Origin of the sequence: Burkholderia sp. Bp9099, assembly GCF_003857805.1 — a bacterium.
Classification (GTDB): domain Bacteria; phylum Pseudomonadota; class Gammaproteobacteria; order Burkholderiales; family Burkholderiaceae; genus Burkholderia.
In genome coordinates, this window is the sequence record NZ_QTPU01000022.1 from 25,457 (window position 1) to 38,853 (window position 13,397).

Annotated in this window: 11 protein-coding genes and 1 other RNA gene; 8 read left to right on the forward strand and 4 right to left on the reverse strand. The window is 68.5% G+C overall.

Annotated features, from left to right (window positions below):
• The first annotated feature begins 38 nt into the window (after positions 1 to 38).
• The 3 genes from ubiG to ssrA all read left to right on the forward strand — a co-directional run bounded on the left by ubiG (position 39) and on the right by ssrA (position 1,854).
• Positions 39 to 737, forward strand: coding sequence for a bifunctional 2-polyprenyl-6-hydroxyphenol methylase/3-demethylubiquinol 3-O-methyltransferase UbiG (gene ubiG, locus DIE17_RS24625; protein WP_044844843.1), 699 nt, complete (start codon positions 39 to 41; stop codon positions 735 to 737).
• Positions 738 to 750: 13 nt separating this feature from the next.
• On the forward strand, positions 751 to 1,467 hold the full coding sequence (gph, locus tag DIE17_RS24630; RefSeq protein ID WP_124487822.1) for a phosphoglycolate phosphatase: 717 nt from the start codon (positions 751 to 753) through the stop codon (positions 1,465 to 1,467).
• Positions 1,468 to 1,484: 17 nt separating this feature from the next.
• Positions 1,485 to 1,854, forward strand: a transfer-messenger RNA (tmRNA) gene (gene ssrA / locus DIE17_RS24635).
• 269 nt (positions 1,855 to 2,123) lie between these two features.
• Here the strand turns inward: ssrA and DIE17_RS24640 are convergent.
• The 3 genes from DIE17_RS24640 to DIE17_RS24650 form a co-directional block, all read right to left on the reverse strand.
• Positions 2,124 to 2,477 (reverse strand): DUF4148 domain-containing protein, encoded by a 354-nt coding sequence (locus tag DIE17_RS24640; RefSeq protein WP_059599002.1) that lies wholly within the window; start codon positions 2,475 to 2,477, stop codon positions 2,124 to 2,126.
• A 320-nt stretch (positions 2,478 to 2,797) separates the two neighbouring features.
• The gene (locus DIE17_RS24645) at positions 2,798 to 3,067 is read right to left on the reverse strand and encodes a hypothetical protein (protein WP_044844846.1); all 270 of its coding nucleotides are present in this window, start codon (positions 3,065 to 3,067) and stop codon (positions 2,798 to 2,800) included.
• A gap of 101 nt (positions 3,068 to 3,168) precedes the next feature.
• Positions 3,169 to 4,275: a substrate-binding domain-containing protein gene (locus tag DIE17_RS24650; RefSeq protein ID WP_124487821.1), complete on the reverse strand. Its 1,107-nt coding sequence runs from the start codon at positions 4,273 to 4,275 to the stop codon at positions 3,169 to 3,171.
• A gap of 130 nt (positions 4,276 to 4,405) precedes the next feature.
• Here DIE17_RS24650 and DIE17_RS24655 point away from each other — a divergent pair, with 130 nt between their 5' ends.
• From DIE17_RS24655 to DIE17_RS24670, 4 genes are read left to right on the forward strand one after another with little or no spacing between them, the layout of a single operon-like run.
• Positions 4,406 to 4,906 (forward strand): NAD(P)H-dependent oxidoreductase subunit E, encoded by a 501-nt coding sequence (locus DIE17_RS24655; RefSeq protein WP_124487836.1) that lies wholly within the window; start codon positions 4,406 to 4,408, stop codon positions 4,904 to 4,906.
• Entirely contained in the window at positions 4,903 to 6,480 is a 1,578-nt protein-coding gene (locus DIE17_RS24660; RefSeq protein ID WP_124487820.1) for a formate dehydrogenase beta subunit, read from the forward strand. The genes DIE17_RS24655 and DIE17_RS24660 overlap by 4 nt, the downstream gene beginning before the upstream one ends.
• Positions 6,481 to 6,497: 17 nt before the next feature.
• Positions 6,498 to 9,449 carry a formate dehydrogenase subunit alpha gene (gene fdhF, locus DIE17_RS24665; RefSeq protein ID WP_124487819.1) on the forward strand — a complete coding sequence of 984 codons (2,952 nt, stop codon included), beginning with the start codon at positions 6,498 to 6,500 and terminating at the stop codon, positions 9,447 to 9,449.
• Positions 9,450 to 9,456: 7 nt separating this feature from the next.
• Complete coding sequence (locus tag DIE17_RS24670; RefSeq protein ID WP_124487818.1) at positions 9,457 to 9,708, forward strand: formate dehydrogenase subunit delta; 252 nt, start codon at positions 9,457 to 9,459, stop codon at positions 9,706 to 9,708.
• Positions 9,709 to 9,716: 8 nt separating this feature from the next.
• Here the strand turns inward: DIE17_RS24670 and DIE17_RS24675 are convergent, their stop codons facing one another.
• Complete coding sequence (locus DIE17_RS24675) at positions 9,717 to 11,381, reverse strand: FAD-dependent monooxygenase (RefSeq protein WP_044844852.1); 1,665 nt, start codon at positions 11,379 to 11,381, stop codon at positions 9,717 to 9,719.
• A 130-nt stretch (positions 11,382 to 11,511) separates the two neighbouring features.
• On the opposite strand from DIE17_RS24675, the gene DIE17_RS24680 reads away from it, so the two are divergent.
• Positions 11,512 to 13,350 (forward strand): tetratricopeptide repeat protein, encoded by a 1,839-nt coding sequence (locus DIE17_RS24680; protein WP_409333443.1) that lies wholly within the window; start codon positions 11,512 to 11,514, stop codon positions 13,348 to 13,350.
• Positions 13,351 to 13,397 lie beyond the last annotated feature (47 nt).

A 13,397-nucleotide genomic window follows, 5' to 3' on the forward strand; every position in this document is an offset into this window, starting at 1 on the left:
CCGCAGCACCGCCCTCCTTCCGTAGCCCGTTTGCCGACATGACCAACGCCGATCCGCACGAACTCCAGAAATTCAGCGACCTCGCCCATCGGTGGTGGGATCCGAACGCCGAATTCAAGCCCCTGCACGACCTGAACCCGGTCCGGCTCGGCTGGATCGATTCGCATGCGCACCTCGCCGGCAAGCGCGCGCTCGATATCGGCTGCGGCGGCGGCATCCTGTCCGAATCGATGGCCGGACTCGGCGCGCAGGTGAAAGGCATCGACCTGTCGACCGAAGCGCTCGGCGTGGCCGACCTGCACAGCCTCGAAAGCGGCATCACGGTCGATTACGAGGCGATCGCCGCCGAAGCGATTGCCGAACGCGAGCCGGGCACCTATGACGTCGTCACGTGCATGGAAATGCTCGAGCACGTCCCGTCGCCGGCCGGCGTCGTCGCCGCGTGCGCGACGCTCGTGAAGCCGGGCGGCTGGGTGTTCTTCTCCACGCTGAACCGCAACCTGAAGTCCTACCTGTTCGCAGTGATCGGTGCGGAGTACATCGCGCAGATGCTGCCGAAGGGCACCCACGACTACGCGCGCTTCATCCGCCCGTCGGAACTGGCGAGCTTCGTGCGCGGGACCGATCTGCATATCGTGGAGATCAAGGGCATTACCTATCACCCGATCGGCAAGCGCTTCGCGCTGTCGAACGATACCGACATCAACTATCTCGTCGCGTGCCGCCGCGGCGCGTGACCTTCCGACCGGCATGACGACTTCCCTTTCGACCGGGCGGCCCGCACTCGACGAGCCGCGCCTGCTGCACTGCGATGCCGTGCTGTTCGACCTCGACGGCACGCTCGCCGACACGGCGCCCGATCTCGCCGCCGCCGTCAACAAGATGCAGCGCGTGCGCGGCCTGCCCGAAACGTCGCTCGACGTGCTGCGGCCGCTGGCATCGGCCGGCGCGCGCGGCCTGCTCGGCGGCGCATTCGGCATCGGCCCGCAATCGGCCGGCTACGAAGCGATGCGCGACGAGTTCCTGACCAATTACGCGACGGACATCTGCGTGCACACCGTGCTGTTCCCCGGCATCGGCGACGTGCTCGACGAACTCGATGCGCGCGGCGTGCGCTGGGGCATCGTCACGAACAAGGCGATGCGCCTCACCGCGCCGCTCGCCGACCTGCTCGGCCTTGCGCCGCGCGCGGCCTGCATCGTCGGGGGCGACACAACGCCGCACTCGAAACCGCATCCGGCCCCGCTGCTGCACGCGGCCGGACAGATGACGCTCGCGCCCGAGCGCATCGTCTATGTCGGCGACGATCTTCGCGACATCCAGGCCGGCAGCGCGGCAGGGATGGCAACCGTCGCGGCTGCCTATGGCTACTGCGGCGACGGCGCCGCGCCGGCCGACTGGCAGGCGCAGCATCTCGTCGGCTCGACGCAGGAACTGCGCGAACTGTTGCGCGATGTTGGGCTATAATGTTTGATCTTATCCGCGGGGGCGACCTGGTTTCGACAGGGGTTGTGAAGCGGCTAGGGCATGTCGAGGACCCGTCACCTCGTTAATCAATGGGAAAATCGTAACTGCAAACGACGATACGTTCGCACTGGCAGCCTAACGGCCGCCGTCCTCTGCCTAGTTCACTGACGGGCTAGTGTCGCAAGACCGGTAGCAATACCGCCAGAGGTCATTTACGTCAGTTAAGCCCTGTCGGCGTCGCGACGCCAGGGTCGAAAACCTAGCGAATCGCCGTAGTGCAGCGTGTTCGTCCGCGTCGCTGCGGTTAAATCAAATGACTGAACTAAACATGTAGAACTAGTCGTGGAGCGCTTCTGGACGCGGGTTCGATTCCCGCCGCCTCCACCAAATTCCGCGCTTGACGCACGAACCCCGCACGACGCGAGTCTGCGGGGTTTTTTGTTGCCAGTGCGCCCACCTCCCGCGCCCTCCGAAAAAGCGCCCGGCCCCGAGCGGGCCAGGCGGAATGCCACCGATACGCCGGCGACAGGAGGTGACGGAGGTTCGGCGCCGTCCGCGCTGCGCTCGAGCGCAGCGGACGACGCCCTGCCCGGCACCGCGACCGGACGCGATGCATCGTCGCACCGGCCGCGTGGCCCCGCCAGGCAATGCGCAGCTTAGCTGCCGCGATACAGCGACTTCATTTCTTCCGCGCTGGCCGGACGCACGCCGATCGCACGCGAGCCCGCTGCCGATGCGCCCTGCACCTGCGCGCCGTAGCCGCTGGCGTCGGCGCCTTGCGCCTGGGCCAACGCGCTGCGCTGCTGTTCTGCAACACGCGCGGTTGCGGCCTGGATCGCTTCCGGATAGTGCGGATCTTCGCCGCGGGCGGTGTTGTAACCGGCCTGCTGGAGCTGAACCAGTTCGGCGCGAACCTGTGCGCGGGTGAGTGCCGAGCCGGACTGCGCAAACGAAACGACCGGAGCAACGAGAGCGGCAGCAACGACAACGGCTTGAACGAGCGACTTCATGATGACCTACCTCCAGATTTGTCTGATTTCGCGGTGAACACCCGTTCATCGCTGACAAACCGAAGTTTATGTAGGCGGATGCTTAAGAATAAGGCAGGTTTCAGGAAGACATCCTTCCTGGATTACGGGTTAACCCTAGAATCCCGACAGGCACCCGATCCGGCATCGCACGATCGCACTGGACTACGACCGGCCATAAAGCACGAGCCCCGCAAGGCAGCATGCCCTGCGGGGCTCGAAAAGAATCGCGCGGCATCGGCGCGGCACGGCGGCACGGCCGCACAGACGCGTCGACGACGACCCGGCGCGTCTGCCTTGGTTTATTGAGTGTCCAGCGGGCACTTCAGGTTGCAGCCGTTCGGATCCCCCATATCGCCCTTGCGGCGCAATGCCGACTTCTTGCCGCTCTGGTATTTCTGCGACGGCGCAGACGCCGCGAACGGCATCTGCGGATGCTCGTTCAGGCGGAACTGTTCGCTCAGGATGCCGCCAGGCACGCCCGGGGAATTCTGCGCAAGCGCAAACGGCGAAACAGCGACGAGAAGCCCTGCGGTCAACGCTGCCGCGGCGAAGGGAACGGAAAGTTTCATGGCGGGATGACGCCTGAACGGCGTGCTTGTTGGAACGTTGATCAAGCGGCAAGCGTAGCGCAAATCCCTCGCTGCTGCAGCGCGGCTCGCGTGCATTCCCGTTACCGTGCGTTGCCGTCCGGCGTACCGGCCGCGACCGTACCGGCGAAGCCCTCCGCGACACCGGCCAGCGTCCCGCACGCCGCCGGATCGTAGCCGTCGAGATGCGCGACGCGCTCGACGAAACGTGCATCGCGCAGCAAGGCGAGCACGCCGGCGAGCGGCCGCGAGTCGAGCTGCGCGCGTTCGCACGCGAAGTAGTAGTCCTCGTCGACGACCGGGATGAAATCGAGCCCGAAATGACGGGCGGCCGGCTCGACGCCGAAGCCGAGATCGGCCATCCCGCTCGCGACGAACGCGGCGATCGCCGAGTGCGTGAGCTCGGCCGACGCGTAGCCGTCGATACGCTCGGGATCGATGCCGATCGCGCGCAACGCGAGATCGAGCAGCATGCGCGTGCCCGACCCCGGCTGCCGATTGACGAAGCGGATGTCGTGGCGGGCGAGATCGGCCAGCCCGCCGACCTGCTTCGGGTTGCCGCGCGGCACGAACAGCCCCTGCTGGCGACGCGTCAGATGAATCAGCACGTGACGCGTGTCGTCGAGCCACGGCCGGTAGATCTGCGCGCACCGTTCGCGGAACGCGCCGCGCGGCAGATGGAAGCCGGCCAGCTCGCATTCGCCGCGCGCGAGCGCCTGCACGGCCTCGACGCTCTCGCGATACTTGATGTCGACGGCGGCCTGCGCATCGACGAGTGCGGAAACGAGCGCCGCAACCGCATAGCCGTGCGACGCATGGATGCGCACGGCGCCGTCGCGCTGTGCGAGCCGCCGGTTCAGGTTGCTCGCCACCTCGGCCGCCAGCGCGCGCAGGTTCCCGTCGAGACGGCTGCGCGCGAGCCGCTGCGCGTCGACGACCGCCTGCCCCAGCTCCGACAATGTCGATCCCTTGCCGCGCGCGGTCTCGATCAACTCGCCGCCGACGCATGCCTCCAGCGCCCGCAGCATGCCCCACGCGTGCCGATACGACAGCCCTTTCGCCTGCGCGGCCTGTGCAATGCTGCCCGTATCGGCCACGAGCTCCAGCAACGGGGCGACATCCGACAGGCTCGCCGTGCGGCCCTCCGTGTCGCGTACGGTCAGATACGCGTCGCATTCGATTCGAATCAATTATGTACTCCGATTTCCTATTGCGACTGCGAAATCTTCCGCTTATCGTTGCTCAAAATCAATCAGGACGAAGTCCCGGTGTGCACTATATGAATCAAGGGCACATATGAGACTTTGGAGGAGCACAACGATGTCCCCGAATTCCCCCGCGCCCGACGCGCTCGTCGAGCGTCATGCGCGCGCCGGCCGCTCGCTCGTCGCGATCCTGCATGCGATCCAGGACGAGGCCGGCTACGTACCGGCAGGCTGCGTCGCGCCGCTCGCGAAGGTGCTGAATCTGTCGCGTGCCGAAGTGCACGGCGTGCTCACCTACTATCACCACTTCCGCACCGCGCCGCCCGCGCGCGTGACGATCCAGATGTGCCGCGCCGAGGCGTGCCGCAGCATGGGCTGCGAAGCGCTGGCCGCACACGCGGAAGCGCGCACGGGTTGCCGGTTCGACGCCGCGCACGGCGATGGCGCCGACGCGCACGCGCCGGGCGACGTCGCGCTCGAGTCGGTCTACTGCCTCGGGCTGTGCGCACAATCGCCGTCGATGACGGTCAACGGCGTACTGCACGCAAAGGTCACGCCGGAGAAGTTCGACGCCCTGCTCGCCGACGCGGCCGCCCACACCCCGGAGGCCGCATGACGACCCGCATCTACGTTCCGCGCGATTCGTCCGCACTGGCGCTCGGCGCCGACGCCCTCGCCGCCGCGATCGTCGCGGAAGCCGAGCGGCGCGGCGTCGCGATCGAACTGATCCGCAACGGTTCGCGCGGGCTGCTGTGGCTCGAGCCGCTCGTCGAGGTCGGCACGGCCGCCGGGCGCGTCGGCTACGCGAACCTGTCGGCGGCCGACGTGCCCGCCCTGTTCGATGCAAACTGGCTCGACGGCGGCACGCACCCGAGCGGCGTCGGCCTCGTCGACGCGCTGCCCTATCTCGCGCGCCAGCAGCGCCTCACGTTCGCGCGCATCGGCCTGACCGATCCGCTGTCGCTCGACGACTACCTGAAGCATGACGGCCTCGCCGGCCTGAAGAACGCGCTCGCACTCGACGGCGACGCCGCGTGCGAGCTGCTGATCGAATCGGGGCTGCGCGGCCGCGGCGGCGCGGCCTTCCCGGCCGGCATCAAGTGGCGCACGGTCCGGCAGGCGCGCGCCGCGCAGAAGTACATCGTCTGCAACGCGGACGAAGGCGATTCGGGCACGTTCTCCGATCGCCTGCTCATGGAATGCGATCCGTACTGCCTGATCGAAGGGATGATCATCGCGGGCATCGCGACGGGCGCGACGCTCGGCTACATCTACGTGCGCAGCGAATACCCGCATGCGATCGCGGCACTCGAAACGGCGATCGAGCGCGCTCGCGAAGCCGGCTGGCTCGGCGAACGCGTGCTCGGCTCCGCGCATGCGTTCGACCTGCACGTCGCGAAGGGCGCCGGTTCGTACGTGTGCGGTGAGGAAACGGCGCTGCTCGAATCGCTCGAAGGCAAGCGCGGCGTCGTGCGCGCGAAGCCGCCGCTGCCGGCGCTCGCCGGCCTGTTCGGCCAGCCGACCGTGATCAACAACGTGATCACGCTCGCGACCGCGCCGGTGATCTTCGCGCGCGGCGCCGCGTTCTATCGCGACTACGGGATGGGCCGCTCGCGCGGCACGCTGCCGTTCCAGCTCGCGGGCAACATCCGCCACGGCGGCCTCGTCGAGCTCGCGTTCGGCGTCACGCTGCGCGAGCTGCTGTTCGACTACGGCGGCGGCACGGCCAGCGGCCGGCCCGCGCGCGCCGCCCAGGTCGGGGGCCCGCTCGGCACCTACCTGCCCGAACACCAGTGGGACGTGCCGCTCGACTACGAGGCGTACGCGGCGATCGGCGCGGTGGTCGGCCACGGCGGCATCGTGCTGCACGACGACACGTCGAATCTCGCGGAGCTCGCCGAATACGCGATGAAGTTCTGCGCGATCGAATCGTGCGGCAAGTGCACGCCGTGCCGAATCGGCTCGACGCGCGGCGTCGAGACGATCGCGCGGATTCGCGAAGGCGATACGTCGGAGCGTCAGGTCACGCTGCTGCGCGACCTGTGCGACACGATGCTCGCCGGCTCGCTGTGCGCGATGGGCGGGATGACGCCGTATCCGGTGCTGTCCGCGCTCGACCATTTCCCCGAAGATTTCGGGCTCGCCGCCGGCAAGCAAGCCGCGTCGGGTCCGGTCAAGGCTGCGGCCTGACCCAGAAGGAGCCCTGCATGTCCCTCGACACGAACAACGTCCGCCAAGGCGGCTGCGGCTCGGGCCAATGCGCGTGCAAGAGCGCCGCTGAAGCGCGCGCGCGCGATCCGTTCGACGAAACCGACTACGGCACGCCGCAACGGCATGCCGATACCGACGTCACGCTCGAAATCGACGGCCAGCCGGTCACGGTGCCGGCCGGCACGTCGGTGATGCGCGCCGCGATCGAAGCCGGCGTCAACGTGCCCAAGCTCTGCGCGACCGATTCGCTCGAACCGTTCGGCTCGTGCCGTCTGTGCCTGGTCGAAATCGAAGGCCGGCGCGGCTATCCGGCATCGTGCACGACGCCCGCCGAAGCCGGGATGAAGGTGCGTACGCAGTCAGACCGGCTGCAGTCGCTGCGCCGCAACGTGATGGAGCTGTACATCTCCGACCATCCGCTCGACTGCCTCACCTGCCCCGCCAACGGCGACTGCGAACTGCAGGACATGGCGGGCGTGGTGGGCTTGCGCGAAGTGCGTTACGGCTTCGACGGCGCGAATCACCTGCGCGACCAGAAGGACGAATCGAATCCGTACTTCACGTACGATCCGTCGAAGTGCATCGTCTGCAACCGCTGCGTGCGCGCATGCGAGGAAACGCAGGGCACGTTCGCGCTGACGATCGCCGCGCGCGGTTTCGAATCGCGCGTCGCCGCCAGCGAAGGCGAATCGTTCATGGCATCGGAATGCGTATCGTGCGGCGCGTGCGTCGCCGCGTGCCCGACGGCCACCTTGCAGGAAAAATCCGTCGTCCAGCTCGGACAGGCCGAGCATTCGGTCGTCACGACCTGCGCGTACTGTGGCGTCGGCTGCTCGTTCAAGGCCGAGATGAAGGGCACGCAGGTCGTGCGCATGACGCCGCACAAGAACGGCCTCGCGAACGAAGGCCACGCGTGCGTGAAGGGCCGCTTCGCGTGGGGCTACGCGACGCACAAGGACCGCATCACGAAGCCGATGATCCGCGAGAAGATCACCGACCCGTGGCGCGAAGTCAGCTGGGAAGAGGCGCTCACCTACGCGGCGACGCAGTTCCGCAAGCTGCAGCAGAAGTACGGCCGCGATTCGATCGGCGGCATCACGTCGTCGCGCTGCACGAACGAGGAAACCTACCTCGTGCAGAAGCTCGTGCGCGCCGCGTTCGGCAACAACAACGTCGACACCTGCGCACGCGTGTGCCACTCGCCGACCGGCTATGGCCTGAAGACGACGCTCGGCGAATCGGCCGGCACGCAGACCTTCGCGTCGGTCGGCCAGGCCGACGTGATCGTCGTGATGGGCGCGAACCCGACCGACGGGCACCCGGTGTTCGGCTCGCGCATGAAGCGGCGCATCCGCGAGGGCGCGAAGCTGATCGTGATCGACCCGCGCCGCATCGACGTGGTCGACGGCCCGCACGTGAAGGCCACGCACCACCTGCAGCTGCGCCCGGGCACCAACGTCGCGATCGTCAACGCACTCGCGCACGTGATCGTCACCGAAGGGCTCGTCGCCGACGCATTCGTCGCCGAACGCTGCGACATGCGTGCGTTCGAGCAATGGCGCGACTTCGTGTCGCGTGCCGAGAACTCGCCCGAAGCGACCGCCGACGTAACGGGCGTGCCGGCCGCGCTGGTGCGCGACGCCGCGCGCCTCTATGCGACGGGCGGCAACGCCGCGATCTACTACGGCCTCGGCGTGACCGAACACGCGCAAGGCTCGACGACGGTGATGGGCATCGCGAACCTCGCGATGGCGACCGGCAACATCGGCCGCGAAGGCGTCGGCGTCAATCCGCTGCGCGGCCAGAACAACGTGCAGGGTTCGTGCGACATGGGCTCGTTCCCGCATGAACTGCCCGGCTACCGGCACATCAGCGACGAAGTCGTACGCACGCAGTTCGAACAGGCATGGTCGGCCACGCTGCAGCCGGAACCGGGGCTGCGCATCCCGAACATGTTCGACGCGGCGCTCGACGGCAGCTTCAAGGGCCTCTATTGCCAGGGCGAGGACATCGTCCAGTCGGACCCGAACACGCAGCACGTCGCGGCCGCGCTGTCGTCGATGGAATGCATCGTCGTGCAGGACATCTTCCTGAACGAAACCGCGAAATACGCGCACGTGCTGCTGCCGGGCTCGACGTTCCTCGAGAAGGACGGCACGTTCACGAACGCGGAGCGCCGCATCTCGCGCGTGCGCAAGGTGATGCCGCCGCTCGCGGGCTACGCGGACTGGGAAGTGACGCTGCTGCTGTCGCGGGCGCTCGGCTACGACATGCACTACACGCATCCGTCGGAAATCATGGACGAGATCGCGCGGCTCACGCCGACCTTCTCGGGTGTGTCGTACGAGAAGCTCGATGCGCTCGGCAGCATCCAGTGGCCGTGCAACGAACAGGCGCCGGACGGCACGCCGACGATGCACATCGACGCATTCGTGCGCGGCAAGGGCCGGTTCGTGATCACGCAGTTCATTCCGACGCCGGAAAAGGTCACGCAGCGCTATCCGCTGATCCTGACCACGGGCCGCATCCTGTCGCAATACAACGTCGGCGCGCAGACGCGCCGGACCGAGAACGTGCAGTGGCACGAAGAGGACCGTCTCGAGATCCATCCGCACGACGCGGAGGACCGCGGAATCCGGACCGGCGACTGGGTCGGCATCGAATCGCGGGCGGGCCAGACCGTGTTGCGCGCGCTCGTGTCCGACCGCATGCAGCCGGGTGTCGTGTACACGACGTTCCACTTCCCCGAATCGGGCGCGAACGTGATCACGACGGACAGCTCCGACTGGGCGACGAACTGCCCGGAATACAAGGTGACGGCCGTGCAGGTGATGCCGGTCGCGCAGCCGTCGGACTGGCAGCGCGCGTATGCGCGCTTCAACTCGGAGCAGCTCGACCTGCTCGAGCGCCGCGCCGCCACGCCGGCCGTCGTGACGACGGGCAAGTGAGGAAGCGATGGACAACGGACACCTGGTCGACATGGCCAACCAGATCGGCGCGTTCTTCGAATCGATGCCCGATCGCGAAGAAGCGCTGAGCGGGATCGCCGAGCATATCCGGCGCTTCTGGGAACCGCGGATGCGTCGTGCATTGCTCGCCGCGCTAGACGATCCGTCGAGCGAGGCCGGACAACGCGCGGCGCCGATCGTGCGCGACGCGATCGCCGCGCACCGCGCATCGCTCGTGCCGGCCGCGGCCTCCGCCTGAGCACCCCGCTACGCGGGCACCGACATGCCCGCGAACCAGCTTTCGCAGTGGCGCAGCAGCGCGTTCGCGTCGGTGGCGGTACGGCCGCGCACCGCGATGTAGCCATCGGGCCGCAGCAGGTAGAACGACGGCCTCGAGCGGCCGTATACCTGCGCAAGCCCGTCCGTGCCGTCGCTTTCGGCATCGGCGACGCGCCATGTTCGCACGGCGCCCGGCATGATCCGCTCCAGCCCCTGCACAAGCGCCTGCGCATCCGCGGGCATCGGCGGCACGTCGCCCGTCTCGCCGGCGTCGGCACCTGCCGGTTCCTCGAGCAGCAGCAGCGTAAAGCTCGCGGGGTCGTGCAGGTCGTATAGCCGCGCGGTTCCGGGCGCCCGCCCGAGCGGCCCGTCGACCACGTGCACGAGCGCGTCGGGCGCGCGCTCGCCTGCGCGCGGCCCGCCGTCGAGCACGCGTTCGAGCGTGAGCGGGCTTTTCCGGTATTGCACGCCGAGCTCGCTGACGGTGCGGCGTACCGCGTCGCGCACCGGCCCGAACGACGCCAGCAGCGGCACGACATGATCGCGCAGCAGCTTCATCGCGCCGTGGTCGGCTTCGACGATCTGCGTGACGAGGCCGGTCTGCCGCAATACGTCACGCTCGATCGGGTGGCGCTCGGCGTGATACGTGTCGAGCAGGCGCTCCGGCGTGCCCGCGCCGAGCACGCGCGCGAGCTTCCAGCCAAGATTGAACGCTTCCTGGATGCCCGTGTTCATGCCCTGCGCGCCCGCCGGGCTGTGAACGTGCGCGGCGTCGCCCGCGAAGAATACCCGCCCGTGACGCAGTCGCTCGACCATCCGGCTATGCAGGCGGAAATACGTCGACCACGCGAGATCGCTCGGCGCAATCGACGCACCGACGCGCGCGCGCACGATCGCCTCGCATTCGTCGAGCGACGGGGTCGAGGGCGTGAGTCCGTCGGGCGATGCGTCGCTGCCGGGCGGCCGGTCGGCAACGAGCCGGTAGCGGCCGCCGCCCATCGGAAACAGCCCCGCGATGCCGTCGGGCGTCGTGAACAGATGGATCTCCTCGTCCGGCCAGTCGGGTATCGCCGCGAAATCGGCGAGCAGGAAAGTCTGCTCGAACGCATGCCCGGCGAAGCCCAGGCCAAGCAGGTGGCGCACCGTGCTGTGCGCGCCGTCGGCGGCGATCAGGTACGAGGGCGCGAACGCCTGTTCACGACCGTCCGCATCGCGGATCGTCACGTCGAGCGACGGTCCGCCCGCATCGCATGCGGTGAGCGTGACGCCGCGTTCGACGGTCACGCCGAACCCGGCCAGATGCTCGGCGAGCAGCCGCTCGGTGATGCTCTGGTCGAGAAACAGCAGATACGGATAGCGCGTTTGCAGCGGATCGAAATCGAGCCGCGCGATCACGCGGCCGTCCGCGTGCAGCGCGGCCGCATGGGCGCGATGACCCAGCGCGAGAAACGGTTCGACCGCGCGATGCTGCTCCAGCAGTTCGAGCGTGCGTGCCTGGATGCCGATCGCGCGCGAGTACGGCGCGGGCACGGCGAGCCGGTCGATGATGCGCACCGGCACGCGGGCACGCGCGAGACTCATCGCCGCGGCAAGGCCGGTGGGGCCTGCGCCGACGATCAGCACGGGCGGGATATCGAGCAGTGTGTCAGCCATGAGAACCTCGATGACACGCGATTGTGCAAGTCTACGCCGCTCCGCGTGACGGGGCCATATGCCGACCGGCCGATCTGGGGTGCCCGCGCGCAGTGTGGGAAAATACGCGCTTTCCGTCAGTTTTCGCGTCATGGAATCCGCATTCGACCGAGCGTATGCCGCGCACCGCGCGGGCCGCCTCGCCGAGGCCGAGCACGGCTATCGCGCCGCACTCGCCACTCATCCCGCCAACGCCGACGCGCTGCATCTGTTCGGCGTGCTGCGGCATCAGCAGGGCCAGCATGCCGAGGCGGCCGATCTCGTCGGGCGTGCGGTCGAGTTGCGCCCGAACGACGCCGCGCTGCAGCTCAATCTCGGCAACGCGCTGAAGGCGCTCGGCCGGCTCGACGAAGCGATCGACCGCTTTCGCAACGCGCTGACGCTCGCGCCCGAATTTCCGCTCGCGCACTACAACCTCGGCAACGCCTATGCGGCACTGCAGCGCCACGAAGATGCCGTCGACGCATTTGCCCGCGCACTTCGGCTCACACCGGACGACGCATCGATCCACAACAACCTCGGCAACGCACTGAATGCGCTCGGCCGTCACGACGATGCGCTCGCCGCGTTCCATCGCGCGCTCGAGCTGCGGCCCGGGCATGCCGGCGCGCACAACAATCTCGCGATGGCGCTGAACGCGATGGGCCGGGCCGACGACGCGATCGCCCATTTCCAGGCTGCGATCGCCGCGCAGCCGCGCTTTGTCGCCGCGCATTTCAATCTCGGCAACACGCTCGAGGCGCTCGGCCGTCATGGCGAAGCCGCCGCCGCATTCGAAGCCGCGCTCGCGCTGCACCCGCCGTTTCCGCTCGCCCTCTTCGGGCTCGCGAACGCGCTGTGCGCGCAGGCACGCCAGCGCGAAGCGCTGCCCTACTACGAACGCGCGGTCGGTCTCGATCCGTCGTTCAGTCTCGCGTGGTTGAACCTCGGCAACGCGCATCACGCACTCGGCGCGCACGAGATGGCGCTGCGCGCGTTCGACCAGGCGCTGCGCGTCGCCCCCGACCTGAAACTCGCGCAGCTGCACCGCGCCGTCACGCTGCTGACGCTGGGCGACTTCGCCCGCGGCCTGCCCGCGTACGAAACGCGCCACGACACGCCGGGCGCGACGCCGCTCGGCACGCTGCCGCGCTGGCAAGGCGAGCCGATTGCCGCGCGCACGCTGCTGATCCGCGCGGAACAGGGCTTCGGCGACACGCTGCAGTTCGTCCGCTTCGTGCCGCTCGCCCGCGCGCGCTGCGCGCGCGTCGTGCTCGAAGTGCAGCCGGAACTCGTCGCGCTGCTCGCACCGGCCGCGGCACGCTGGCGCGTGACGCTCGTCGCGCAGGGCGCCGCGAAGCCGCCGGCGGCGGACGTCGCATGCACGCTGATGAGCCTGCCGTTCCTGCTCGGCCTGCAGCCGGCCGACATCGTCGCGGGCACACGCTACCTCGACGTGCCGGACAGCACGCAGCGGCGCTTTCGCGGCTCGCTGGGCGGCCAGTCGAAGCGCAAGTTCGGCCTTGCGTGGACGGGACGCCGGCAGGCACAGGAAAACCGCTCGATGCCGTTCGACGCGCTCGCGCCGCTGCTCGCGCTGCCGGACATCGACTGGATCGTGCTGCAGCCGGCACTCGACGACGACGAACGGGCACGCGTCGACGCGCATCCCCGCATGCATCGCCTCGACGGGCGGCTGAACGACTTCGCCGACACGGCAGCGCTGATCGAACGGCTCGACGGCGTCGTCACGATCGATACGGCGGTCGCGCACCTCGCGGGCGCGCTCGGCAAGCCGCTGTGGATCATGCTGCCGTTCGCATCCGACTGGCGCTGGTTCACCGGCGACGACTGTCCGTGGTATCCGCGAGCGAGGCTCGCCCGCCAGTCCGCACCGGGACAATGGCTCGACGTGGCGGCGGCGGTCGCCGCCGCGCTGCGCGACGCCTGAATACCCGAGCGCAGACAAAAAAAGGGAGCGCGGCGCGCTCCCTTTTT